Source organism: Asticcacaulis tiandongensis (assembly GCF_006475605.1).
Classification (GTDB): Bacteria; Pseudomonadota; Alphaproteobacteria; order Caulobacterales; family Caulobacteraceae; genus Asticcacaulis; species Asticcacaulis tiandongensis.
Map to the genome: position 1 here is coordinate 20,297 of NZ_SSBC01000021.1, position 25,010 is coordinate 45,306.

General features: G+C 55.3%; 22 protein-coding genes. 4 read left to right on the forward strand and 18 right to left on the reverse strand.

Annotation, left to right across the window (positions count from 1 at the left end; translation table 11 throughout):
• Positions 1-8: 8 nt before the first annotated feature.
• From E5201_RS13470 to E5201_RS13510, 9 genes are all read right to left on the reverse strand, one after another.
• Entirely contained in the window at positions 9-2,309 is a 2,301-nt protein-coding gene (locus E5201_RS13470; protein ID WP_140986917.1) for an RHS repeat domain-containing protein, read from the reverse strand.
• Positions 2,310-2,361: 52 nt separating this feature from the next.
• Entirely contained in the window at positions 2,362-4,746 is a 2,385-nt protein-coding gene (locus tag E5201_RS13475) for a beta strand repeat-containing protein (RefSeq protein WP_140986919.1), read from the reverse strand.
• 215 nt (positions 4,747-4,961) lie between these two features.
• Complete coding sequence (locus E5201_RS13480) at positions 4,962-6,179, reverse strand: type II secretion system F family protein (protein WP_246050772.1); 1,218 nt, start codon at positions 6,177-6,179, stop codon at positions 4,962-4,964.
• Positions 6,172-7,848 carry a GspE/PulE family protein gene (locus tag E5201_RS13485; protein WP_181404642.1) on the reverse strand — a complete coding sequence of 559 codons (1,677 nt, stop codon included), beginning with the start codon at positions 7,846-7,848 and terminating at the stop codon, positions 6,172-6,174. The genes E5201_RS13480 and E5201_RS13485 overlap by 8 nt, the downstream gene beginning before the upstream one ends.
• Positions 7,836-8,576 carry a prepilin peptidase gene (locus tag E5201_RS13490; protein WP_140986923.1) on the reverse strand — a complete coding sequence of 247 codons (741 nt, stop codon included), beginning with the start codon at positions 8,574-8,576 and terminating at the stop codon, positions 7,836-7,838. The genes E5201_RS13485 and E5201_RS13490 overlap by 13 nt, the downstream gene beginning before the upstream one ends.
• Complete coding sequence (gene gspG / locus E5201_RS13495) at positions 8,576-9,001, reverse strand: type II secretion system major pseudopilin GspG (RefSeq protein WP_140986925.1); 426 nt, start codon at positions 8,999-9,001, stop codon at positions 8,576-8,578. The genes E5201_RS13490 and gspG overlap by 1 nt, the downstream gene beginning before the upstream one ends.
• Before the next feature lie 46 nt (positions 9,002-9,047).
• A complete protein-coding gene (locus E5201_RS13500; RefSeq protein ID WP_140986927.1) occupies positions 9,048-9,449 on the reverse strand; it encodes a hypothetical protein in 402 nt (133 codons plus the stop codon).
• 72 nt (positions 9,450-9,521) lie between these two features.
• Complete coding sequence (locus E5201_RS13505) at positions 9,522-9,815, reverse strand: RHS repeat domain-containing protein (RefSeq protein ID WP_219993641.1); 294 nt, start codon at positions 9,813-9,815, stop codon at positions 9,522-9,524.
• A gap of 92 nt (positions 9,816-9,907) precedes the next feature.
• Positions 9,908-10,111 (reverse strand): helix-turn-helix domain-containing protein, encoded by a 204-nt coding sequence (locus E5201_RS13510; protein WP_140986931.1) that lies wholly within the window; start codon positions 10,109-10,111, stop codon positions 9,908-9,910.
• A 120-nt stretch (positions 10,112-10,231) separates the two neighbouring features.
• Here E5201_RS13510 and E5201_RS13515 point away from each other — a divergent pair, with 120 nt between their 5' ends.
• Both E5201_RS13515 and E5201_RS13520 read left to right on the forward strand, forming a co-directional pair.
• Positions 10,232-11,089 carry a hypothetical protein gene (locus tag E5201_RS13515; RefSeq protein ID WP_140986933.1) on the forward strand — a complete coding sequence of 286 codons (858 nt, stop codon included), beginning with the start codon at positions 10,232-10,234 and terminating at the stop codon, positions 11,087-11,089.
• 4 nt (positions 11,090-11,093) lie between these two features.
• Positions 11,094-12,215, forward strand: a complete 1,122-nt coding sequence (locus E5201_RS13520; protein ID WP_140986935.1) for a PDDEXK family nuclease — start codon at positions 11,094-11,096, stop codon at positions 12,213-12,215.
• A gap of 3 nt (positions 12,216-12,218) precedes the next feature.
• On the opposite strand, the gene terL is transcribed toward E5201_RS13520, so the two are convergent.
• From terL to E5201_RS13550, 6 genes are all read right to left on the reverse strand, one after another.
• Positions 12,219-12,593 (reverse strand): phage terminase large subunit, encoded by a 375-nt coding sequence (gene terL, locus E5201_RS13525; RefSeq protein WP_181404643.1) that lies wholly within the window; start codon positions 12,591-12,593, stop codon positions 12,219-12,221.
• A 16-nt stretch (positions 12,594-12,609) separates the two neighbouring features.
• The gene (locus E5201_RS13530; protein WP_140986940.1) at positions 12,610-13,650 is read right to left on the reverse strand and encodes a terminase large subunit domain-containing protein; all 1,041 of its coding nucleotides are present in this window, start codon (positions 13,648-13,650) and stop codon (positions 12,610-12,612) included.
• Position 13,651: 1 nt separating this feature from the next.
• A complete protein-coding gene (locus E5201_RS13535) occupies positions 13,652-14,056 on the reverse strand; it encodes a DUF5681 domain-containing protein (RefSeq protein ID WP_140986942.1) in 405 nt (134 codons plus the stop codon).
• Entirely contained in the window at positions 14,053-15,519 is a 1,467-nt protein-coding gene (locus tag E5201_RS13540) for a site-specific DNA-methyltransferase (protein WP_140986944.1), read from the reverse strand. Before E5201_RS13540 ends, E5201_RS13535 begins: the two co-directional genes overlap by 4 nt.
• Before the next feature lie 764 nt (positions 15,520-16,283).
• Positions 16,284-16,634 (reverse strand): hypothetical protein, encoded by a 351-nt coding sequence (locus tag E5201_RS13545; protein WP_219993642.1) that lies wholly within the window; start codon positions 16,632-16,634, stop codon positions 16,284-16,286.
• Between the two features lie 22 nt (positions 16,635-16,656).
• A complete protein-coding gene (locus E5201_RS13550; RefSeq protein WP_140986946.1) occupies positions 16,657-17,379 on the reverse strand; it encodes an SDR family oxidoreductase in 723 nt (240 codons plus the stop codon).
• Between the two features lie 97 nt (positions 17,380-17,476).
• On the opposite strand from E5201_RS13550, the gene E5201_RS13555 reads away from it, so the two are divergent.
• A complete protein-coding gene (locus E5201_RS13555) occupies positions 17,477-18,364 on the forward strand; it encodes a LysR family transcriptional regulator (RefSeq protein ID WP_140986948.1) in 888 nt (295 codons plus the stop codon).
• Positions 18,365-18,489: 125 nt separating this feature from the next.
• Here E5201_RS13555 and E5201_RS13560 read toward each other — a convergent pair whose 3' ends face one another.
• Entirely contained in the window at positions 18,490-19,362 is an 873-nt protein-coding gene (locus tag E5201_RS13560; RefSeq protein WP_140986950.1) for an SDR family NAD(P)-dependent oxidoreductase, read from the reverse strand.
• 231 nt (positions 19,363-19,593) lie between these two features.
• Between E5201_RS13560 and E5201_RS13565 the strand changes: the two genes are divergently transcribed.
• On the forward strand, positions 19,594-20,772 hold the full coding sequence (locus tag E5201_RS13565; RefSeq protein ID WP_140986952.1) for a zinc-dependent alcohol dehydrogenase: 1,179 nt from the start codon (positions 19,594-19,596) through the stop codon (positions 20,770-20,772).
• Positions 20,773-20,859: 87 nt separating this feature from the next.
• Here the strand turns inward: E5201_RS13565 and E5201_RS13570 are convergent, their stop codons facing one another.
• A complete protein-coding gene (locus tag E5201_RS13570) occupies positions 20,860-22,401 on the reverse strand; it encodes an esterase-like activity of phytase family protein (protein WP_219993643.1) in 1,542 nt (513 codons plus the stop codon).
• 77 nt (positions 22,402-22,478) lie between these two features.
• Positions 22,479-24,833, reverse strand: a complete 2,355-nt coding sequence (locus E5201_RS13575) for a TonB-dependent receptor (protein WP_219993644.1) — start codon at positions 24,831-24,833, stop codon at positions 22,479-22,481.
• Positions 24,834-25,010 lie beyond the last annotated feature (177 nt).

A 25,010-nucleotide genomic window follows, 5' to 3' on the forward strand; every position in this document is an offset into this window, starting at 1 on the left:
CCCCGGCCTCATGGCTGCATCACTTCGGTCTTCGTCAGACGCCCAACGGCGTCATAGGTCATCTTCTTCGCCGACGTCCAGACGAAGTCGGAACATCCGGTGGGCATCCCCCCGCTCATCGTAACAGTACCGCACGTACCCGTCTCGGTACGGGTTTCTAGCCCGTCCAGATCGTAATAATGCTTCACCGTCGGACGCTTCAGCGCACCATTTCCATCAGGTTCCGCGCCAATCTCGAGTAATGGACGGCGCTGGGCGTCATAGGTTTTATAAATCCGGTCATCCACATCCGTGCGTGGGCCATCGACTATGACCGTATTGCCAAGATGGTCATAGGTATAGCTCGTCGTCACCGAAACAGTACTGTTACCATTGCGCACGGTTTCGGATGTCAGAAGCAAATTAGGGTGAGCATAGGCATATTCTTTAATCTGCTCATTTACCGTCCCTACACAGGAGGCTGGATTAGCCGTAGTAGCTGTCAAACAAGTCGATATCTTTATTAACCGCCAAATATCAGGTGTGACGGAATAGATCGAAAAAGACGGAGGAAATGGTGTGTAGGCATAACGTGTCTGGGGCCGCACCCCATTGGCATCAGCCGGACCCGTCTCGGTCAATACACCACCATGAGCCGGATCATAGGTATAATCGGTTTGATTGCCCAGGGCATCACGCACCCAGACCGGCTTGTTGCATACCTTAGCCGTAGCCTCTGTACAGGACAACGGATAAGAAGCTTCTGTGACAATGGGCGTCGTACCGATCTTGGGATAACTCCTTACGAACTTCAAATTGCCGCGAGTGTCGTATTCGTAGATCGTGTAGTTATTTTCCGGATATGTTACCCTCGTCAGCCGATATTGGCCGTCATACTGATACGAAGTTTTTCTCCCGAGACCGTCTGTATCGGAAATGATGCGGGTCCCTAACCTGTAATCATGTGTGGTCACGACAATTCTGTGATTGCCCGCAGGGTCTTCAATATCAACCTGATAGTGGTGGGAGCCGGAAACCTTGGACCAATTATAAGTCCATGTCTGTCCAGCCCTTGTCACCGACTGCACACAGGTTACTGTAACGCTCAGGCCATAGCATCCACCAATAGAAGCTATATTATTATAGACCGTAAAATTATTAGGCAGGGGGGCATACTGAACAGTGTAAAGAAGTTTATTATCGACGCTGTATATCTCTTCTTTTTCTTTAAATATCATTTCTAAATTAGTATAACATTCGCCCGGCTCGTCGACCCTATCCCAATAAGGGTGATCTGCTGCAACATATTCCTGAGCAACGACGAAATTTGCAACGTTGCACATCTGGCTCCAGCGTCTTTCCGTAAATTCTTTATATTTATAATAATTTCCCATTCCCGAGAAACTTAAAGTATTAATATGTTTTTCCTTGTAAAATTCTTGCCTTGGATCACTGGTAGGATACGGTATGTAGCTTTGCAAAGGTTGCCATTGTTTTGCATGATCGGAAGAACCAATCCATACATATGTCCCAGTTCCCGCTACCATTATATTGCCAAGCTTATAAGCCGAAGACTCCTTATTATCATTAAACATCTTCCATCCAAGGCTGCTATGCACGGTACGCAAATAACCTTTTGTATAGTAATATGGAGGAAACTGAGGGAAATGGTCACCTTGAGTAAATCCCGTATGGATATACTCATCTTCATATTGAATTCCAATGACCTCACCGTCCGGCTTTATAATCTTGCTGGCAGCCGTAAATATGGCATCTACACCAAAGTCATAAGGCCCATGCGGCCCGAACTCGACCTTGGTACCGTCTGATGTTGTTAAAATGGCCCCCGATGTCCTTTGGCCTGGCATGGCCATTGGATCTACGGCTAAAGTATCTGCACTGCCGTCCTGCGCAATATAGCGGTTTTCAGACCACGACCACTCAAAAATCTTGGAATACCCGTTAAAATACACATGAACGACGCCGTCATCCTTATTCGTGTGGTTAGCATAAACTTCATAGGTTCTAGGGCTGTATCTATCGACCAGAGTAATCCCGCCCTTGTAGTTGCTACCAATGGGAAATAGTGCGCCACTTGAAGTTTCTGTCAGAGAACTTTGCCCGCTCCCTATTTGCGCCATAGGCTTGGGCGGGACAAACTGTCCAGTCCCCAAATCCACCCCGTTTTCGTCAGTAGTATTGGGGCTATGGATCATCAATCCCTTAGAGGGGGCCGTATTTGCCAGTGCAAAACCCGGCACCAGGCCCGCCAACAGGATGAGCGCATTAAAAGCACCAAGTCGTGCAAGGCTATTTCCAATCGCGGACATGATGCCCTTTCCCCTTTAAAAAGTTTTGCCGCGCTCTGCGCTCAGTACTCTTTTAATAAGAGCCTGATCCGTTGATAGTTACGGCATGCCCGTTAGCTTTGACGCTCAAACCCGCTGCCCCACCATCACCGCCACCGGCCCACGATATTGGATATTCCCCGTCATTTGCCAATGCGCCCCCAGCGCCACCGGTTGACCAGTTGTAAGAAGATACCTCACCCTGACCCGCTGCACCGCCTGCCGTTACTGAACCGGTGCTGCCGTCCGGTGCGCCACCGCCGCCATTGGGCGCACCACCTCCGCCGCCGCCGCCGCAGAATGAATAGATATCATCCCAGACGACATCGGAGCCACCGCCACCGCCACCGCCGCCTCTAAGCGTGCCATTTACGGTGATCGTAATCGGAGTGGATACATTAACGCCATTGCCACCATTCCCGCCGTTAAGATTCGTGTGGGTCTCCCACTGACACTTGCCGCGCCCCCCTGTCCCGCCCCCGCCGTAGACGTTCCCATTGATTACGAGTGTGAGGGTCACGCCTGCAGGCCAGGTGCCGGTCTCAATGGCATTGCCGCCGCCGGAAGCGCCCATAATGGTTGTGCCGGTTGGCACCACAAACTGGTAGCGCGCCGTTGCATTTCCCGTATAGCCGTTGTTGTTGGCCAGGGTACGAAGGTTAGCCCGTCCGGTCACATTGAGTGTAATGACTGGTGGCGCCTGAACTGTAACACTGACCGTGGCCGCTGCGCTGTTACCGCCAGGTCCTGCCGCCCTGTAGGTGAAGCTTGTCGTGCCGCTGAAGCCCGCATTCGGTGTGAAGGTGGCCGTTGTCCCACTGATTGTGGCCGTACCATTGGATGACTGTGTCACAACCGCCAGACTGGTATAAACCCCGCCCGGTGTGAGCGTGACAGTTCCGGCCGTATTAAACGCCGTAGTCAGTGACACATTGCCAGCCGTTGGTGCCGGCGGAGCGGCCACATTTACAGTAACCGTCGCAGGCGCACTGTTTCCACCCGGACCTGTCGCTCTGTAGGTGAAGCTTGTCGTCCCGCTGAAGCCCGCATTCGGTGTGAAGGTGGCCGTTGTGCCGCTGATCGTCGCCGTGCCATTGGGTGACTGGGTCACAACCGCCAGACTGGTATAGACTCCGCCTGGTGCCAGAGCGACAGAACCGGCCGTGTTATAACTGGTGTTGAGCGTTCGATTGCTAACCGTTGGTGCCGGCGGGGCGGCCACATTTACTGTCACCGTCGCAGGCGCGCTGTTTCCACCCGGACCAACAGCTCTATAGGTAAAACTGGTAGCGCCATGGAAGCCGGCATTCGGCGTAAAGGTTGCCGTTGTGCCGTTGATCGTCGCCATACCATTGGATGACTGGGTCACGACCGCCAGACTGGTATAGCTTCCCCCCGGTGCCAGCGCCACAGAACCGGCTGTATTATAAGCCGTACTCAATGACACATTACCCGCGGTTGGCACTGCGGGCGCATTCACCGTCACATTGACCGTCGCAGGGGAACTGTTTCCACCGGGCCCAATCGCCCTGTAGGTAAAGCTGGTTGTGCCGATAAAGCCTGCGTTCGGGGTAAAGGTCGCGGTCGTGCCGCTGATCGTCGCCGTACCATTCGATGACTGGGTTACGACCGCCAGACTGGTATAGACCCCACCGGGCGCAAGCGTCACAGAACCGGGCATATTATAGGCCGCGGTGAGCGTAGCATTGCTGACCGTCGGTGCCGCCGGCGCATTAACCGTCACATTGACCGTCGCAGGCGCACTGTTACCGCCGGGGCCCGTCGCCCGATAGGTAAAACTCGTATTGCCATGGAAGCCAGCAGTGGGCGTAAAGCTTGCCGTTGTACCGCTGATTGTCGCCGTTCCGTTACTCGACTGGCTTACGACCGATAACCCGGTCCAGGCGCCTGTCGGCGTCAAAGTCGCGGTTCCCGCTGTATTATAGGCCGTGGTAAGCGCCACATTACTCACCGTCGGGGCCGCAGGAGTGGCCACGGTGACACTCACCGTTGCGGGGGTGCTGTTCCCGCCGGGCCCTACCGCCCTGTAGGTAAAGCTTGTGCTGCCATGAAAACCGGTATTGGGCACAAAAGTAACCGTTGTGCCGCTGATGGAGGCTGTGCCGTTAGACGAAGGGGTTACAATAGCTAAAGACGTCCAGTTACCGTCGGGCAGCAAGGCGGCGGTACCCGACCCGTTATAGGCCACCGACATCGACACAGCGCCTGCCGTCGGTGCAATAGTTGTGCGCGTGACCTGCAAACGATTGCCCGCACTGTCATACTGATAGGCGGTTGAGCTTCCATCGGGAAAGGTGACCTGAATGACCCTGCCAAGCGCGTCATAGCTATAGGACGTATCTCCGGCCTGAGTGGCCGGGGCCGTCAACAGCAGGCCCGCCATAACGGAGAGCGACATACGCGAAAAACGCTTTGCCTGAACCCATCCCGACAGGAAACGGTACAGATAGCCACAGATTCCCGGACAGGTTTTCAACGCGCCCCCTATTGTATTATTATACCCGCCACCTTAAACAAGCCCAGCTTGCGCTACACGTCAAGATGGCACCGCTCGGAAATGCACACAACAATGCGCATTTCTGTTTATAACTGCGTTTTTTTGACTCTTGTCCCTTAAGCCCCCGCTACACTGCCTATATCGGTGAGTGCGGTGAGGACGCCCCCCATGAGCGCGGCAATCATCAGACCAAGGCCTAAGATCAGAACCGGCCCCAGAACCTTCGACAGTCTGGCAATCCGTTGCAAGGCTTGCGCTTCCGCATGTTCTCCTGCGCGTGACAGCATGGGACCAAGCTGTCCGGACGCCTCACCTACTTCCGTCAGTTTGAGTACCGCTGTCGGAAACCCCTTCACGCTCCTCAGGGCTTCGGACAGATGCTGTCCCTGACGCACCGCGGTCAGCACCAGGTCCAGTCTTTCCCGTGCAGGCGCAAGGCCCACCGTCTTGTGGCTCAACCTCAGGGCTTCAGTCATACCCGCCCCGCCCGCCAGACTTTCGCCCAGAGCTCTGGCATAGCCTCCATAGACAAGGTTACGGGATATGGCCGACAGCGGACCATCAAGCCACCATCGCTCCAGTACCGGCCGCACACTGCCGTATCGCCAGCCGAGGATCAGAAGGACAGTGGTTATGGCTAAGCCTGTCAGCAGGTAGACCCAGCCCGCCTGCAAGGCCTCACTTAAGGCAATCACCAGCTGGAAATAAACCGGTACAGACTGGCCGCTTTCTGACAGCAGAGGCGCAATGGCCGGTACCACGACCAGCAGAATGACCGCCATGGCGACAATGGCCGTGACAAATACAAAGGCCGGATAGCTCAGAGCCTCCAGAAGCTGCTGGCGGATCAGCCGCCGTGAGGTCAGCACCTGCGCGGCCGCCTCAAGACCGGCAGGCAGGTCACCGCGTGCCTCCCCGGCCCCGATCAGCGCACCCAGATGCCTGAGATGTGCCGGAAAAACCGGCGTCAGGGCCGCCTCTACACCCGCCCCGCCGAGAATACGTCCCGAGACCGCCTTCAGCCCGCCCCCGCCATCATCCAGCACCTGAAGGGCGGTGCGGATATCTGCGCCCGAACGCAACAGGACTGAGAGATTAAGGAGAAAGGTTTCCAGACCGGCGGCAGAGACACCTGCGCGTCCTCCGGTCAGGCGAAAGCGCTCTGACAATGAGGCTGATGCTCCGGTTTGTTTCTGCGCCTTCAGCGAGACCGGTGACAGTCTCTGCCCGCGCAGTCGGGCAAAGGCGTCGGCCTCGTCACGGGCATGAAGCACACCCCGTTTGGTGCGACCTGCCTCATCCACGGCCTTGTAGGTGTAAGCTGTCTCAGCCATCGGTCGCCGCCAGCACATCCTCAAGCGTGGACTGTCCGTTCAATATCTGCGCATAGCCCTCATGCGCCATGGTCCGATGACCGGCATTTCGCCCATAGGCATTAAGCGCTTCCAGTGTGGCGCCTTCACTGATCATCTCAAGGAAAGGCCCATCAGCCCACAGGCCTTCGGCCAGAACAATCCGGCCGGAATATCCGGCCCCGCGACATTTCGGGCAACCGACAGGGGTATAAACCTTCTCTGGCAGAGTTTCCCCCAACTGCCGACCGAAGGCCAGTAATGCCTCCGAGGGTTCTGCCTCGGCCTTGCAAGCCGGGCACAACCGCCTGACCAGCCTCTGGGCCATGACGCCCTTGATGGAGGCCGCCAGCTGATAGGGTTCCACGCCCATATCCTTGAGACGCGGCGCGACCGCCAGAGCCGTATTGGCATGGACGGAGGCCAGCACCAGATGGCCGGTCATGGCCGCCTGAACGGCAATGGCGGCGGTTTCGGCATCGCGGATTTCCCCGACGAGGATCACATCGGGATCCTGTCGCAGGAAGGACCGCAAACAATGGGCAAAGGTCAGGCCGATCTGCGGCTGAACCTGTGTCTGGGACACATGCTCAAAATGCCGTTCCACCGGGTCTTCGACACTGAGTATTTTCCGCCCCTGCCCTTTGAAGGCCGCCAGCAGGGCATAGAGGGTGGTCGTCTTGCCGGAACCGGTCGGACCCGTGACCAGAAACAGACCATGCGGGGTTCTGACTGCCCGTTCAAGCAGATCGGTCACCGATGCCGGAAGCTTCAGGGAGGCTATGTCCTGAGGGGCCTGTGTACGATCCAGAAGCCGCAGCACGGCTCCTTCACCGAAGACGGTCGGTGAAGTGGCGACACGCACATCAATGGCACGTCCGGCATTGACAAACGAGGCGCGCCCGTCCTGAGGCAGGCGGCGTTCGCCGACATTGAGACTGGACAACACCTTGATGCGCGAGACGACCGGACCGGCGACATCAACGCTGGCGGTCATAAGGTCCAGCAAACGGCCATCGACCCGCAAACGGATCAGCAGATCATGGCGTCGGGGCTCAAAGTGAATATCCGAGGCGCCGCGATCCACGGCCGCGGCAAAGGCCATATTGACCAGTTCCACGGCCTGCCCCTCGACGGAACTGTCCTCGACCAATGCCAGATCACGCTCGATGCGCTGTTCATCTGAAACACCGGAGGTCTCGCTGCGTCCCTCAACTGTGGCACGCCAGTCCATAACACGGGCAATAGAGAACCTGAGCGGTAAGCCTACCGCGAAGCCCAACCCTTCACGCATCTCGAGGTCAAACGGGTCACAGGCGGCACAGACAAGGGCGTCGGCCTCCAGACGAATGGGGACGACCCTTACCTTGCGCAGGAACTCAGGGCCAATACCCAGTATCTCCGGGTCGACCTCAGCCGGTTCTGTCTGCGGGTCCCATAAGGGCAGGCCAGTTACACGCGAATAGGCCTGTGCCAGATCTTCGTCCGATAACTGACCCAACTGGTTGAGGACGGTTTCCACACTCTGCCCTGAGCGACGGGCGACGACCTCAGCGCGGGCCAGCGCTTCGGACAGGAGCGCGCCACTATCGATCAGGTAGTCGAGGACATCCGCGCGTACCGGTTCGGTTGTCAGGTTCAGATCCACCACGCCATCCCCTCTGCCCACGGGCTATAAGGCACCAGTCCAATACACAGGGCGGCGCCTGCAAGGAAAGGCCCGAAAGCCATGCGCCCGGTTTGTCTGGTGACCAGAGCATAGACCAGACCCGAAACTGACGCCAGAAGCAAGACATGCACGACGGAAGGCCCAAGCCAGAGGCCCAAAGCCGCACAGAGCTTAATATCCCCAAGGCCAAGCGCGGCCTGACCACTGCGCTTTTCCAGCACAAAACGGATCAACCACAGCCCGATTCCGACAGAAACGGCGACCAGCAGATTAAAAACACCCACGCCGTCCATAAGGGCTATCCCCCCACTTAAGGCAGCCACCGCAAGTACCAACGGATCAGGCAGGCGCTGGATACGGCTATCGATCAGGGCAAGGGTCAGGAGACACAGACTGAGTAAGGCAAAGGGTACAAGCTGTGGCAACGGTACCCACAGGCACACGAGACCTAAAATAATAGCCCCCGCAAGTTCTCCGACCATATGCAAGGGATCAATGGGCCCCTTGCAGGCATGACAATTCCCGCCACTTAACAAACCGGAAACGACGGGTATGGTCCTGACAAACCTTAACGACACCCCACAGTGGTCACAGGCGGAACGCCCTGACAGAGCGCCCTGCCCCTTGCCCGCTCGCACCGCAACGGTGGCAGCAAAGGACCCGACAACGACGCCGATAATTACCCCCAGCCCACCGAGCCACAGGGACACTACTGCACGCGCCCGACAATATCCTGATCGACGCTCTTGCCACCCGGCTTGCCATCCGCACCGAGAGAGGTGACCGTGACCCCACCCTCAGGTGATGTGGCATAGACCAGAGGCCGCCCCCAGGGATCATTAAGCGCCTTTTCGGACTTGAGGTACGGCCCCAACCATCCGGCATCGTCCGGTGCCTGTACCAGAACGCCTAGCCCTTCAGTCTCAGTCGGATAGCGTCCGGTATCATCCCGGAACATCTCGATAGCCGCGGTTGTGGTATCAATCTGCAATTCAGCCGTCTTGGCACGCGACCGGCTCAGCTGACCCAGCAGGGACGGTGTCAGTACAGCCGCAATCAATGAGATGATCAGGATAACCACCAGCATCTCGGTCAGCGTATAACCACCCTCACGGTCTTCAGTATCCGGTTTCATAAACGGCCCTTCAGCTTCGCGCACCTTTAATATCGGACAGGTCAGGTTAGTTAATCTGCATTACCGTGACCGTACAGTCTGTGTCCTGCACGACAAGGTTAATCGTTCTGTTCCCGGCCAAGGCCGTTAGAAGTGACGCATATACGGCCTGAGCGTTTTCGCGTCTATCCGCAGCCTCCAAACCAACCCCGTACCATTTCAGAAAACTGCCAGCAGCACAGCTTCCTGCAGCCTGATCAATCATAAAAGCCACGAGAGAGGGCATATAACTGGATTCAATCACGGTGACATGCGCTTGCTGTACGACTTGAGCAGACGCGGACGACAGGGGTTGTCCGGCTGTGTTCAATGGCACTGCTCCGGACGAATTCGCGGCGTGACTTGCGGAACCTAGTGCGCCAAGACCAACAACCAAACCGAATGTAACGGATTTGATAATTTTATTCATAAAGGCCCCACAATATCGACTTACATGCAAAATATGCTGATTAATTAGTGTGTGAAAGAATCCTGACCAGGCTCACGGGACGGGAATGACAACATATCCGCTCAGGGGCAAGACCATAAATTTTCCGGTTGTTACGGGGGATGCGGTGACAACCTTTTGAATGCGATTGCCCGCCGCATCATACTGGTATTCCACATGCGTTCCATTGGTCGATGAAACCGTAATGACACGTCCTAAGGTATCGTGACTATAAATCGTTTCACTAGCCATGCTGATTGTCGATAATGCAGCGGATATAACTAATGCTTCCAAGACCATGATGCCCCCTAACTTTCCTAGACCAGCTGACTGTTTCGGCACCGCCACGCCCATCTTTACCGAAAGCACCCTTCGATAGTGCGGATCATCTTGTCAAGAGTCTCGCCCTAGTAGCAATGTCATTTCCGCACACCAAAGAGTTAATCCACCAGTTCTCCGGCCTTAACCTCGAGCGTGTTCGCCAGCTTCTCTATGATGGTGAGGCTTGGGTTGCGTGCCCCGCGTTCCAGATCGCTGATATAGGTGCGGTGAATGTCTGCATGGAAGGCAAACGCCTCCTGAGACCAACCTTTTTGCTGGCGTAGGCGGCGAAGATTCAGGGCAAGGCGTTGTTTGATATCCACACAGGGATCGTGCCAACCTTGCAGACGATCAATCTACAGACGATCAGTGACAATCGTGGTTGACTTCTCTCGCGTAGCAAGCGTGACTGCGTGTCACTGATTGACTACAAGGAAGTGCCAATGTCGGAAACAGACATCATCAAACCGGTTATCGGACCCGGAATAAAATTAAAGACCATACGTAATGAGGCCATAGGTCAGGTGACATTACGGCTGGTACATACCGGCGATTATTATGTCGGCTTACTGATAGCGGGCGGCAGTGAGAAAGCCAGAGTCACAGGTCATGATCCTGACGACGTATGGAAAGAGCTGCGCAGTCGTATAGGCCAGGCCAGTGAGGCTTATTTTGGCTTTGAAGGGGCCATAAAGCGATTTCGCAGTTTATTTCCAGATGGGTTTAGCTCCACGGCCTTTGGCGAGACGGAACGCAACTACAAGCTTTCCGCTAAGGCAAAACTGGATGAGACGGCGCCGCTCGAACAGGCCTTGACCGAGACAGGGCTCGGAGAAGCCGTGCTGTCGGTGTTTCGCGCCACTAATCTCTTGTCACCTTTTGAGAAAGCCCGTCTCCAGCCCCTACTCCGTGGTCCAGATGCGGATAACTTCATTCAGGCGTCAGCCCCGTTTGCTATAGGTGACATCGATTCTGCTTTAAGGATCATGGAACGCTTGCTGAGCGTTGAGGACAATGCCAAATGGACCGTCGTGACCTATTTGCCCTTTTTGTGGCGGCCTGACGCCCATATGTTCCTCAAGCCGCTGGTCACATGCGACTTTGCCGTCCGTGTAGGGCATGGCTTTGCTCAGGACTACAGCCCGAAATTAAGGCCTGAAGTCTATGCCAGTCTCTTAGATATGATGGCCATGACCCAAAGAGAAATCAGTGAACTAAGCCCACGCGACCATATCGACTTACAAAGCTTTGTCTGGGTAGTGGGCGAATATAGTGACCCGGCCTCATCAGTAGGGCTTTAAAGCTATGGCACAGGGGTTCATCTATATGGTCGATGCCAAAGGCGGCCTTAAACGCATGATGCCGTCCGCACCTGAGACGGAGGACCACATGCAAGCACTCATTGCTCGATATCCGGAGTTAATCACCGATGGTGATGGAGATCTGCTTCTCATCCGCCGGGAACAGTGTATTTCCGACAGAGATAATAGATCCGGACGCTGGTCAGTCGACCATCTGTTCGTTACCCGCGACGCCGTCCCCGTGCTGGTCGAACTGAAGCGAGCCGTGGACACGCGCCTACGCCGTGAAGTGGTCGGTCAAATGCTCGATTATGCGGCCAATGCCACCGCCTACTGGCAGGCCGGGCAGATTGCCGATAGCTTCGCCCGCACAACATTGGCCACTGGAAAAGACCCGGGCGAGTCATTGCAGGCCTTTATAGGCGAACAGGCGCCGGAGATATTCTGGCAGCAGGTCGATGCAAACTTTTCGGCTGGACGAATTAAGCTTGTATTCGTTGCCGATGAAATACCCCGTGAACTGGCACGGATCGTTGAGTTTCTTAACGAACAGATGCGGGCAGAGGTGCGTGCGGTCGAACTACGCTGGTATACGGGTGAGGATGGGACCATAACTCTAAGCCCGCGGCTGATTGGCGAAACTGAACGTGCCGCTGCCACCAAGCGTACGCAAACCCACCTTGAACCGATAACCCGCGACCAATGGCTTCAAACCCATATTGCCCCTTTTGGCGCTCAGACACTTGACGGGGCTCTTGCCTTTATCAGCCTAGTTGAACAACTGGGCGGTGATGTGGGCATATCAAGCCGTCAAGGTTCGCTATATGCCAGCCTATCCGATGAAAGCGGCACGACTTTTTCGCCCGTTCACCTCTGGGCCTCAGGTGCACAGGTATCATTTAGCTTACGTAACCTCCACCAGCTTGCGGCTTTTACAGATGAAGCCACCCGACGTCGCCTGTATGATGACCTAACCGCAATCGTCGGCCAACTCTCATCAACCAACCTTCAAGGTTACCCAGCCTTCCCAGTTAGCCAACTCGCTAACGACGAGGTTGCTGGGATGTTCAAACAGTGGCTAGCACAGCTGGCCGTCACCGGAATGACATTTTCTGTCCTTTCATAATGATCAATATCGACGCGCCAAATTAATCCGCCAAAGCAAATTGCCCGTATCCACTGAAGCCAGAAACTGAACAACACTATCTACCTGATCATCGTGTTTGCCGTGCGGAAAGCTGGCGAGCTCATCTTCAAAGGCCTTTAACCACGGGGCGTCTTCCGGCAGCCAGATTTCGCCTCGCTCAAACTTCGGTGTCTGCTGTGAAGCCCGGTCCTGCTTGGAGCCCGCTGGGCGTTTTTCATCCAACCACTTCTGACCCGCGACCCTGTTGATATTCTGGTACAGGCTGATGCCTGAACCGGTTTTTTCAACAATAACCAGATCCGCCTTCCATTTTGCTCTCTGCGCATAGACGGCTTTTTCCAGTTCATGGAACGGCAAGTGCGCCCGATATACGTCAAGTAGATAATAGTTTACCCCCGACACCGCCCAGGTCGACGCTATAATCGTTGTGATCCTCGATTTCATAGGCGGTATCCCAGCTCTGTACGACACCCTGAACCTTGCTCGGCTTCGGACGGGCCTCATAACGCTTCAACCAACTCAGTTTGAACAAGGCACCACCAGGAGGTAGCGGTCTTTGATTGTACTGCGCTTCAAACTGCTGCTCCCCCAATTCCTTACGTAAACTGGTGATGACAGCGTCATCAAATCGTGCTTCGTGTAAAATATTACCAGCAGGACGCTCAGCTTCCACATCCGCAGTCAAGAAAATAACCTGATCACGATCATTCACCAACGGCAGGCACAGTTCCGTCCATCCCCCCTGGCCGATCAAATAACCGGGCAAGTCCTCCATATGAAGTCGCTGGGCGACGACAATAATGCGGCCGGTTTTAGGGTTGTTAAGTCGGCTCTGAACCGTGCCCTTAAACCAGTCGATTGCCCCTTCACGTACAGTCTCCGAGTAAGCATCCTTGGCTTTGATGGGGTCGTCGATAATAATGTAGTTCCCACCGCGTCCTGTGAGGGTGCCCCCTACAGAGGTAGAGAGGCGTGAGCCGCCTTTGGTTGTACCCAGTTCGTCAGTGCTGTTCTTTTTAGGATCTAGGCGCGTGTCAGGGAAGAGTTTACGATACCACTCCGACTGCATCAGCTTACGCGTTTGATAGCTAAACTCTTTTGATAGATCATGGGCATAAGAAGCGCAGATAATCTTCTCTGCCGGATTACGACCCAAGAGCCATGCCGGCAAGCAGACACTGGCGATGAAACTCTTCATCGTGCGAGGCGGCATAGTAATGAGCAGACGTTTAACGTCTCCGCGTTCCACACATGACAGTTGGTGCGCAATGGCGTCAATATGCCAGGTGCGCAGGAAGGGTTCGTCATGCAGAATCCTGAAAGCCCCCTCAATAAAGATACTAAACTCTTCACGGGCCAGTTGCCTCATGGTCGCGGCAAGACGTTTAGGATCCAGGTCAAGCATATCGGCCATATCATTCCCCCTCCATCTCACCACGCATCATTAGATAGTGCTTGAGCGCCTCAAGATTGTAGGCCACGGCTTCATCACCCGATACACTTGCATCCTCTGTGATCGGCTCATACCGCTCTATGAGTTCTAACGTCTTGCCCATGGCTTTCAGGTCACCAGACACTGCCTTATTGACGAGCGCATGCACCAACACCTCTTTTTTGGGCACCCTCTGGGTTACACCGTCTATTTGGACAGAAACTTTTCTAGCAATGGCTTCGTTGACTATGGACTTCAAATTCTTAGAGCCCTTTTGACGGCCTTTGCCGTGTGTATTTCCGGGTTTAAATTGCGACGCCTTAGGGGGTTTGCCGTAGCCCACCTTGTAACCATCTGAGGTTTCTTCTGAATTGGTAAGTTTCGTCATGCTGATCCCTCCCCGTCAGCAGAGGCTTGCGCCGCTTCACGTCGGGCGCAAACGGTTTCAAACGTTTCGCCAGTCTCTTCTAAAATAGCCTGCTGACCCGTATAGTCCTGCCAGCGCCGTATGCAGACATCAACGAACCTTGGCTCAAGCTCAATACCGTAACAGCGTCTTTTAGATTTCTCCGCAGCGATCAAAGTCGTGCCGCTGCCAAGGAAACTATCCAGAACGATATCGTCTTTTTGAGTGACGTCGAGAATGGCATCGACACACAGTTCTACCGGTTTTGGGGTGGCATGTAGGTGCAACATCGCATTTGCAGATGACCCCCGACGGTTAGCCCCTGGCGCCTTCCAGACATTGGTGCGATTACGACCATGACGACCTAATCCCACATTGTTCGTGCGCGGTGTTTCGCCCTTGCAGAACACAGCCACCAGTTCATAGGCTGATCTGTAAAGCGTGCCCATAGCCCCTGCTTCTTTGTCCCAGACAGCGAGATTAATGAGCTTCAATCCGGACCTAAAGCCTGCCTGATAAAGCCGATCGATCGACCGCCAGTCCATAAAGGCATAGATAACCGCTCCCTCGCCTACGCGTTGCGCCCAATGACCGACAACCGCGTCGAGAAAAGCCTGCCACTGGTCTGAATCCATCTCACCTGACGCCATGGCAAATTCTTTGTGGGTCGTTTTGCCCAATCCACTGACATTACCTTTAATACGTACATTGTAGGGCGGATCCGACAGCACCGCTTGAACCTGCACGTCGCCGAGCAACTGATCGTAGGCGAACGCTTCCAGTGCATTCCCGCAAAGAATCCTGTGATCGCCGCACTGCCAGATATCACCCAGCCGCGTAATCTCATTTTCCAAAGCCTCAGGGACGCACTCATCTCTCGCCACCGCCGCGTTATCGCTCAGATCATCCAAGAGGATAATATCAAGTTCAGGCGCGGTAAAACCCGTGCTGCCTAGATCAATCTCAAGATCGAGCAAATCGGTCATCTCGACCTTCAACTGATCGATATCCCAAACGCCCAGTTCCGCGGTCCGGTTCAGAGCCAGACGCAGTTTACGTGTTTCCGCTGATGACAAATGGGAAACTTCAATTGCGGGCACCTGAGTCAATTGCAGGCGTCTGGCGGCCTCCACCCGTGTATGACCGTCAACGATCTCACCAGAACGAATAAGGATTGGGACCGTGAACCCTAAATCCGCGATAGATGCCATCAGGCGCACCACATGAGCATCTGTGACTTTGCGTGTCTGCCTGCCCGCACTGCGCAAGGCCGATAGATCAACATTCTGGATAATTAGTTCCGGCAGAATATCGTTGCGGCGCGGTGCGGCCGCAAGATCGGCACTATTATTTGCGGCTTCCACCGCTTGCCGCCGTGCACGAGTTTTAGAAAGCTTCAGCTCTCTGAAACTCTGATCTGATTTTAGTTTTGCGTTCGTGTTCATGACGACCACTCCAAAGTTAAACCAAATGCTTCTGCAGCGTTGGGCCAAGGGTAAAACCGGGTCCAACACCGCCTAAGCGATGTTAAATCCGACCGTTACCCTCCTTGGTGCTAGGTCGTCTGTCCGTTACCGAACGACACAATCAAACAGCGTTATGGTTAGGGGCACAAGCAAAAAATGTCTGGCGCAGAGCGCATGGACTGCCAAATGGGCCGGCCCGTCATGGCCCTATCTTCTCCCGTCATGCGGCGTATAATTTCACAAGGACGATAGATAAGTTCCCGCTAACTGAAATGCGGGAATTAGGCACTCAGGTGTCTAAAGTTTAAAGGAAATATCATTGGAAAACCGTAGCATTCGGCCTGATTTATTCGAAATTCCCGTTAAATCCCGTCAAACACGGGAAAACCCACACCGAGACTGGTTAGCCCACGACTGCGCACACCACCACCAATTAACGCCGGTTAATCTTAAAATAAGTACACGATATCCTTGCGCCACGACGTAACAGCTATTGGGCAACCGTTCGTGACGGATATGACCATCTTCGGTAACCCACATAGCCCGACACAGGGTCGTGCAGGGCAGGCTCATTGAGAGCGCGGATCGTTGTTATCGATGACATGCTGATAGGCAACGAGATCAAGGAAGGCTTCTGCCTCGACAACCGAACCGCCCTCCATCCTGAATATCCAGACAAACTGGTTGGTATAAAGTGCCCCGACGTTGTGGTGGCTGAGGCGTCAAAGCGGATGACGACCCGGTCACCGGCGACCCAGATATGGTGCAGTTCCGGCTTCAGGGGACTTGCAAGGCGGCGGACCAGAGAAGGCGATGCGTTGTGCATAAAGTCCTATGCCCTTATAGATTCTGGCGGTCGAGTCAGAGCCATGGACCGTCCAGCGAGTATCGGGGGAAAGCAGATCGAAGACGCTACCGCGTCCGGATGCCCAGCCTTCAAACGCCTCGTGTACTAAGGCTTCGTTTCGGGCTTCGGTTTCATCAAATGAGATGGCCACCCTGCTCGCCTGCGCTGGTACGACGACGAAGGCCAATATAAGCAAGGGCTTGCGGGCGGCAATCATGACCGCTTCGGTCGGCGGTGCAAAAGTCATGGGATGGCTCCCTCAATTAGCCTCAGTTAGCTGAGGCGGTTGGGCGGATCGTGATTTCGGTGGTGTCCACGCTTGCCGGGGCCTCGATCACCTGACGAACGGCGCGCGCGATGTCTGAGGGTTGCAGGGCAATGGCGCGATAGGCGTCGATTACAGCCTTCGTTTCCGCATGCGTGATGGTGGCTGCAAGCTCGCTTTCCACGACGCCGGGATTGACGCAGGTGACACGGATATTCGCGCTTTCCTGACGCAGACCGTCCGAAATGGCGCGCACCGCAAATTTCGTCGCACAATAGACCGCCGCCGTGGGCACGACCTGTAAGGCACCAATAGAACCGATATTGATAATCTGACCACTGCCCTGAGCCTGCATGACCGGCAGCACCGCTCCAATGCCCCAGAGTACGCCTTTAATATTGACGTCGACCATTCGCTCCCACTCATCGTGCTTGCCCGCAGCCAGCGGCGATAGCGGCATCACGCCTGCATTGTTGACCAGAACATCAATACGCCCCCATTTTTCCATCGCGGTTTCAGCGAAAACCGTCATGGACCCAAGATCCGTGACGTCCAGTGCCTGAGCCTCTGCCGTGCCGCCTGCATCACGAATTTCGGCGGCTATGGCTTTGATGCGCTCCAGTCTGCGTGCGCCCAGCAGCACCTTAGCGCCCGTACCGCCAATTTCGCGGGCTATAGCTTCGCCTATGCCACTGGAGGCTCCGGTAATCAGAATAATCTTATTCATGCTGTGTTTTCCTTATGTGTATTCAGCGAAGATAGACTCCTATGACTGGTAATGGTATTCGCTCGTTACTTGACTGAATGGTTAGAAAATCTGGACAATGAAAATTGACCTGAACCTCCTGCCGCTCTTTCTCGCTGTCGCGGAGGAGCACAACTTTCGAGCCGCAGCGGATCGCCTCGGCGTGACGCGCTCGGCCGTAAGTCAGGGGATACGACGGCTTGAGGATAGCTTCGGCACGGCGCTGGTGATGCGCACCACACGGTCTGTGCGGTTGACAGAAACCGGAGAGCGTCTGCACGAAGCCCTGTCGTCCCCGCTTTCAGAGATCGGCACCGCGCTTGAAAATGTCGCCGCCGTAACCGCCCCGCGCGGGCTTTTACGGATCGCCGCGACCTCAATCGCCGAGCCATTCCTGTCCGGGCCGCTGCTGACCGGTTTCACGGCCGCCAACCCCGGCGTGACGATCGACGTTACCGTCACCGATGAGGTGTTCGACATCGTAGCGGCCGGCTTTGATGCAGGTGTCAGGCTTGGTGAGGTGATTGAGCAGGATATGGTCGCGATCCCCCTCACCGGCGACCAGCGCGAAAGTGTCGTTGCGACACCCTCCTATCTCGCGGCCCATGGCGTGCCCGCCCACCCGCGTGACCTCATTCGCCACCGCTGCATCGGCTGGCGTCCGGCACCAAACGTCGCGCCATATCGCTGGGAGTTCGAAGAAAAGGGTACCACGTTCAGCGTCTCGGTTGACCCGCAGATCACCACCAACGACTTACGCCTGATGATCCGCACAGCGCTCGCGGGCGGCGGCATCACTTTCGCATTAGAGGAGACTTTCAGGCCGTATGTGGAAACAGGGGAACTTGTGCCTCTGCTTGAAGACTTCCTGCCGCCTTTTCCCGGCTTTTTCCTGTATTTCCCCCAACGTCGCAACATGGCGCCCAAGCTGCGTGCTCTGATTGAGTATGTCCGAAAATGGAAGTGAAGCTCGGTCAGGGCATCCGTTAAACCAGAAACTGACCAGACGTCCCTGAGAGGGAAAACAAGGCCCGATGAAGCGGTCTCAGGCGGCTGTTCCATATCCTTGTTATGAATCGGCCCTGCGCGCCCTCAACGCGCCTCCGGTGGCGGGCCTCCCTGAACATTTGACGCGCCTCCCGGCTTTGTCATGTCCGCATGCTGGGAAACTCTGACCGCTTCAGGAATAACCGTCGCCGTCAGGATTTTGTTCTTCAGGCTGCCAGCAACGATATTGGATTTTTCACTCATCAGGCCTTCGAACGCCTCACGCGCGATATCCGCTGGATCGTCTTTTTCGGAAACCCCGACCTTGGTGTCATCCATACCGGCGCGGTGAAAGAAATTGGTGTCGGTCGGCCCCGGTTGCAGGGTGGTGACCTGGATGCCTTTTTCTTCAAGCTCGTGATGCAGGGCGGTGGCAAAGGACTGGATAAACGCTTTTGTCGCCGCATAAACCGCTTCATATGGCCCCGGTGTCGTAGCCGCAACCGAAGAGGTGAAAAGGATTTTACCGCCTTCCCCCTTCAGGATCATATATTGCACCAGATGTTTGGCCAGATGCACATTGGCCAGCACGTTGAGCCTGATCATATTCAGCTCGGTACACAATTCCGTTTCAAAGAATTTCCCCCCAACGCCTACACCTGCATTGAGTACGATCGCCGCTAACGGTCGGTCTATATGGCGTATGTCCGCACAGAAAGCGTCGATTTCGGTTTCCTGACGCAAATCACGCCGCACCCCCATAACCTCGACATTATAAATACCAAGACGGTCCACGGCGTCATGAACCGCCTCACTTTCTGATACCAGCAGCAGATCGTAACCATGCTCAGCAAACTGTATCGCCAATTCGTAGCCTATGCCCGTCGAAGCCCCGGTAATAACAGCCAGAGGGCGTCCCGAAGGCGTGCCCGAGAAACGTACCTCAGGATAAATCTGAGCGCGATCTTCATAATTCATGGTCAGATACTTTCAAAATTATGCTGCGGGAAAGAGAGCTGGGTGTATCTCTGCGGCATTTACTTTGACTAATTAATACAAGGATAGTAGAGGCCATTTCTTCATCTATGTAAAAAAGAAGAAAATCATGTACCAAATACTTTTTTTATTAAGTTTCAGGGCCTGAGGCAGATGTTTTTACAAAGCTGCATGTTACGTTCCTCTGCCCATTCATATTCAAGGAAAAGCATAATGAAAGCGCTGTGTTGGCACGGAGTTGGTGATGTACGCGTTGATACGGTGCCTGATCCCCAGATTCTGCATCCCAGAGACGCGATCATCCGGGTAACCTCAACGGCCATCTGCGGATCGGATCTGCACCTGCTGGACGGTGTTATTCCGACCATGGAAAAGGGTGATATTCTCGGGCACGAATTCATGGGCGAAGTCGTCGAACTTGGGGACGATGTCAGGAATCTGAATATCGGAGATCGGGTGGTCGTGCCTTTTACGATTGCCTGCGGCGAATGCTTTTTTTGCCTGAAAGGCTTCACTTCCTGTTGTGAACGCTCGAACCCTAACGAAGCCACAGCGCGCAAGCTTATGGGGCATTCGCCGTCAGGCCTGTTTGGCTATTCGCATATGTTAGGCGGCTTTTCCGGCGGTCAGGCGGAATATGTGCGCGTACCCTTCGCCGATGTGGGGCCGTTCAAAGTCCCCGATTACCTTCATGATGAGCAGGTGCTTTTCCTGAGTGACATATTCCCGACCGGTTACATGGCGGCGGAAAACGCTGACATTGAACCAGGCGATACGGTTGCGGTCTGGGGGTGCGGACCGGTCGCCCTGTTTGCTATAAAAAGCGCGTGGATGTTCGGGGCCGGACGGGTCATTGCCATTGATGAAGTCCCCGAAAGGCTGGCTTTAGCTGGCAGTGATGGCAAGACCGAAACAATTGATTTCTCAAAGGAATCGAACGGTGTCTATGAGATTCTGATGGAAAAGACGGCCGGAAGGGGGCCTGATCGCTGCATTGATGCCGTCGGCACCGAAGCCGCTGGTCATGGATCATTGGATGCCTTTATTGACAAGGTGAAGATGACCCTTAAGCTCGGGACCGACCGGCCGCACGTGGTCAGGGAAACCTTCCTGTCATGCCGGTGTTGCGGCACCATTTCCATGCCGGGCGTCTATGGCGGTTATCTCGACAAGATTCCCTTTGGGGCCTTCGTCAACAAGGGCCTGACTTTAAAATCCGGACAGACACACGTTCATCGCTATCTGCCCATTCTGCTTGAGAAGATCGAAAAAGGGGAAATTGACCCGACTTTCCTGATAACGCACCGGGGCAGTCTTGACGATGCACCTGACTTCTACCGCATGTTCCGTGATAAGGCAGACGGTTGCGTCAAATGTGTAATGACCCCCTGATCAGCGGCGATTATCGAAGCATTCTTGCGCATCTGTAGGTATCGTTAGGGTCGCACGCCAGTAATCCGTTCGATGATATGCTGCGATTCACCATCCGGATAGATTATGTGCCTTACGCATAAGCTCTGCAGGCAGGGTCAGACGATAGATCAGGATCAGACTGTCATTATCTCCCGTCCCGCTGCCGTTTGCATTAGTCAGTCCCGCATCAAACCCTTGCCCGTTCACCCGTCCCGTTGCCGTTCCAAAGTCATTGTCACTGCCCACCAGCAAAAAGACATCGTTTGGGGCGTCAGGATCAAACGCAGGCGCGATAGCCATTGCCTCCAGCTTTTCCGAAAGCGTATCCGCCGTAGAGGGGGTGACATCAAGGTTCATGCCGAAGCGACGCAACTGAACAGGATTGAGCATGTTAATCAGTTCTGCCTGCTGTACAGGGACAATGCCCGCCTCAAGCTTACCATTGCGCGCAACCGGCTGAGTCGATTGCTCATAGGGTGTGCCCGCCAGATTGGTAGCGCCGGTAAGATCGATCAGCAGGATGCTCTTATAGACTGTCGGATCAGCCGTGCCCTTGCCGCGCCCGTTGCCATCACGCGACAGCACCAGAAGCTGCGTATCACTAAGGGCGACCGCTTCTGACTGAGCCGCCGTTGCATCAGCGGCCTTACCGTCACCCTTAACGCGATAGGTCGGCAGTTGCAGGACATAGTGCCCGACCGGTTGGCTTGGCGTGGGGGTCTCGGAAATATCATAAACCAGAATACGCGTCGGGCTGCGCGTGGCGGCGTTCTTGCCCACCGTGTCCTGAACCGTAGCGCTCTGCAAAATGGCAATCAGGTGTTTACCATCGGGGGTGAGCGTGAGCGCCTCCAGCCCCTGATTATTGCGACGGCCCGTATCAGGCGCCTTCTCGGAGTTGAAGTTCAGCTTTCCGTCCGTCATAGGCATAAGCGCTGGCACGGTCTGAATGGCACCGGTTTGACGACCCGTGGCATCGAACAGATAGATGCCTGCCGCATACTCATCGGAAATGTAGAAGCTGCCATCCGGCAACAGGGCGATGGCTTCGGAATCAAGGCTGATACGCCCTGCCCCTTCACCGCTGGCGGGTGACGGATACAGAATGCCGTTGCGCGTCAGGATATGATCACCGGGGTCTTTACCGGTGAACGGCTTGCCAGTTTCATCTGTTAACCTGAAACCACCAACAGGCTGGATGGCCACATCCCCCTGTGGGTTCATTGTCAGGCGCAGACTGTGCACGCGGCTGACATAATCAACCGTGCCCGCAACCGAGCCGACATTATTGGGCCCACGATCCGGCAAGGTGTATATTTCACCGCTGTAGCTGCCGTCGGGCTGCCGTTCCCAGTTACGCAGCGCCATGCTGGAAAACGAGCCCAGCGTATCCCCCAGAAAGTCGCGCGTAGACGCAGGCAGACGCCCCGCACCGACCAGACCGTGATTGACAAAGGTCTGACCGTTCAGCGTCGCCGAAACTGCACCTTCAATCTCAGTCCGGTTCGGCCTCGTATAGGCCTGCGCCACGTGGGCTTGCGCGAAAGCCGCCCCGCCACAGGTCATCATCATAAGCGTAAGTGCAGTAAGAATCGGCAATCGCGTCACGGGTCATTCCTCAAAAAAGTGCGGGCGGGCCCCCTGTAAAAGGGCCGCCTGCCACAATTGGCTTAACGCCTGAAGGCTCAGAAGCTGTAACCGAGCGTCACAAACATCTGGCGTGGTGCCGATGCGTGGAACACCTTGATGTTGCCTGCGGCATCGTCCGGCGCAAAGACGCTGTTGTCGAAGTTCGACGCATGGCGCTTGTCGGTCAGGTTAGTGACGTTCAGTGCCAGCTTCGCCCCTCTCAGGACGCTTGTGTCATTGAAATTATACCCAACCCCAAGGTCAAAGGTGGTGACACCGGGGAAGCCCTGATCGTTGACATAGGTGTAGAAGCGTTCACCGGTATACTTACCTGACAAGGTACCCCAGTAACCACCACGCTTCAGGGACAGGACGCTGGAGAACATTTCCTTAGGCGTATCAACCTGCTGCTTGCCCTTGGTTTTCTTGACTTCACAGGTGGTGGCGCACCAGTTCAGGTCTTCGTTATAGACCGACTCGTTGAACGAGGCCGAGTTGTACCAGCTCACGCCCGGCATCGGACGCCACAGGACACCGACTTCCAGACCCTTGCTTGAGACGCTGCCCGCGTTGTGGAACGAGTTGCCGCAGCCGGGATTCTGCTGCTGGTTCGTCGGACAGGGGTTATATTGCAACAGACGGTTCTCGAATTCCACGTCATAGAGCGCGACCGAAACCTGCAAGGCATGGCTGATGTAGCGATAACCGATATCAATAGTCTTGGACGTTTCAGGCTCCAGATACTTGCCCTGTGCGTCCCATACGGCTTGCGACACGGATTGTGGCCCAAGCTTGAAGCCGCCCTGGAACATGGCGATGTTTTCGGCGTAGCTCGCATAGACTTCATGTCCTGAAACAGGGGCCCAGCGTACACCCACTTCCGGCAGGAAATTGTCCTTGGCCGTCAGCTTGCCCGACGCAAACTGGCTGGAGGCCGGAGGGGCTGCCTTGGCCACGCCCGGGATCGCCTTGGCGTCCGATGTCGCATGGGTGCTCTTGAAACCAAAATCGATGCTCAGGGTGTCATTGAGCAGAGTCACGGTATCCTGAACGTAGAACTGCTCGGTTTTCCAGTCGGTCTCCTGAACCCACTGCGCCAGATCAGGTTGTCCCACCAGATAATGAGCCAGGCTGAACGGGCCTTTGACATTGGTCCAGATATAGCGTGCGGCGCTGCTGGTGTTATCTTCGCGCCAGAAACCCGCCTGAATGTGGTGTGCGCCGACTTTCCAGCTTACGTTACCAATCAGGCCCTGACGGTCGATGGTGTAGCGCGTGTCACGGATACGTACCGGCACATCGTCATCCGTGGAGGGCGTACCCTGCGTGGACCAGCCGGTAATGAAGTTATTGCCTGCGCCTTTGTTGGTGTGGCTGTACACCTTGGCATCCAGATTTATCGATGAGGTCAGATTGAAATCACCGGCAATGTAATAGAGTTCGTCATTACGTAGGATCTGGCCATTGGTGAAGGTCACATCCCCAAGCTTTTCCGGCAGGGTCGAGGTCACGCACTTGCCCGCTGGTGCATTGGTCACCTGACAATAGGCGCGTTCAAGATAGCCATCCCAATCGGGTGCATAGGCACCCCAATCCCAACCCAGTCGCGAGAAGGAGTCTTTCGACAGATAGGTGTCGTTTGCCTGATTGGTCGCCGAGATGTTTGCATAGGCAGTCAGTTTGCCACGTTCGAACTCATAGTTTGCCTTGGCATTGAGCTGACGGCCATATGACGTGTTATAGGCGGCCTGATTTACGAACAGATCCTGTTCGCTGTACTGCGCCGATACATAGGCTGAAAAGCCCTTGTGCTCGCCCGTATCAAAACGCAGGAAGGTGCGTGTGGCATCTTCGCTGCCCAGAGTCTGGTTGACCTTAAAGCCGAGCGACTTCTTTGGGTTGCTGGAGGTATAGATCAGCGCCCCGCCAAGGTTGCTGGTCGAAGGAATGCTGAGACCGGCAATACCTGTCGCCAGATCGGCCTGACCCAGGTTTTCCGAGATCAGCGCCCGACTGATCGACAGCCCATTATAGTTGTTATAGGCCCCGTCACCGAGCGGCACACCGTCAAGCGAATAGCCAAGGTGGGTAGTGCTGAAACCGCGCACCTGCAACGATAATGACTGCTCGTTAACCCCCAGCGCATCAATAGCATGGGCGCTGACGCCGGGCAGGAAATTCAGCGCCTTCTGAACGCTGGTACCCGGAGGCAGCACATCCAGATTGGCCGGAACCAGTGTTGAGACCGAACGGGTCTGCCCCTTGCCGACAACCGTGATTTCGATGGCATCTTCAGCCGCTTCGGCACTGCCTTGTGTGGCGGCGTCCTGCGCGTAGGCCATGCCGGACAGCATGGTGCTCGACAGCAGGAAGGCAAGACCCGCTGAAAGGTGTTTGGCGCGTAACTTCATAAAATCATATCCCCAATTGCGCCGCCCTGAAAACGGATGGCGCTAAAACAAAATCAGGGGGCAGACCTGCGCACAGATGTGACAGGCTCATCACATCTACGCTGGAATTAAGGTATCCTTTTGCCCCTTGCGCCGCGCTCTTAGCGCTGGGCTGTGAAGCTTTTGTGATATGCGTGC

Bases quoted from the DNA above. Each gene is read 5' to 3' on its own strand.
- E5201_RS13470 (WP_140986917.1), bottom strand. From the start codon at position 2,309: ATGTCCGCGATTGGAAATAGCCTTGCACGACTTGGTGCTTTTAATGCG.
- E5201_RS13475 (WP_140986919.1), bottom strand. From the start codon at position 4,746: ATGTCGCTCTCCGTTATGGCGGGCCTGCTGTTGACGGCCCCGGCCACT.
- E5201_RS13480 (WP_246050772.1), bottom strand. From the start codon at position 6,179: ATGGCTGAGACAGCTTACACCTACAAGGCCGTGGATGAGGCAGGTCGC.
- gspG (WP_140986925.1), bottom strand. From the start codon at position 9,001: ATGAAACCGGATACTGAAGACCGTGAGGGTGGTTATACGCTGACCGAG.
- E5201_RS13500 (WP_140986927.1), bottom strand. From the start codon at position 9,449: ATGAATAAAATTATCAAATCCGTTACATTCGGTTTGGTTGTTGGTCTT.
- E5201_RS13515 (WP_140986933.1), top strand. From the start codon at position 10,232: ATGTCGGAAACAGACATCATCAAACCGGTTATCGGACCCGGAATAAAA.
- E5201_RS13520 (WP_140986935.1), top strand. From the start codon at position 11,094: ATGGCACAGGGGTTCATCTATATGGTCGATGCCAAAGGCGGCCTTAAA.
- E5201_RS13530 (WP_140986940.1), bottom strand. From the start codon at position 13,650: ATGGCCGATATGCTTGACCTGGATCCTAAACGTCTTGCCGCGACCATG.
- E5201_RS13535 (WP_140986942.1), bottom strand. From the start codon at position 14,056: ATGACGAAACTTACCAATTCAGAAGAAACCTCAGATGGTTACAAGGTG.
- E5201_RS13540 (WP_140986944.1), bottom strand. From the start codon at position 15,519: ATGAACACGAACGCAAAACTAAAATCAGATCAGAGTTTCAGAGAGCTG.
- E5201_RS13545 (WP_219993642.1), bottom strand. From the start codon at position 16,634: ATGACTTTTGCACCGCCGACCGAAGCGGTCATGATTGCCGCCCGCAAG.
- E5201_RS13550 (WP_140986946.1), bottom strand. From the start codon at position 17,379: ATGAATAAGATTATTCTGATTACCGGAGCCTCCAGTGGCATAGGCGAA.
- E5201_RS13555 (WP_140986948.1), top strand. From the start codon at position 17,477: ATGAAAATTGACCTGAACCTCCTGCCGCTCTTTCTCGCTGTCGCGGAG.
- E5201_RS13560 (WP_140986950.1), bottom strand. From the start codon at position 19,362: ATGAATTATGAAGATCGCGCTCAGATTTATCCTGAGGTACGTTTCTCG.
- E5201_RS13565 (WP_140986952.1), top strand. From the start codon at position 19,594: ATGAAAGCGCTGTGTTGGCACGGAGTTGGTGATGTACGCGTTGATACG.
- E5201_RS13575 (WP_219993644.1), bottom strand. From the start codon at position 24,833: ATGAAGTTACGCGCCAAACACCTTTCAGCGGGTCTTGCCTTCCTGCTG.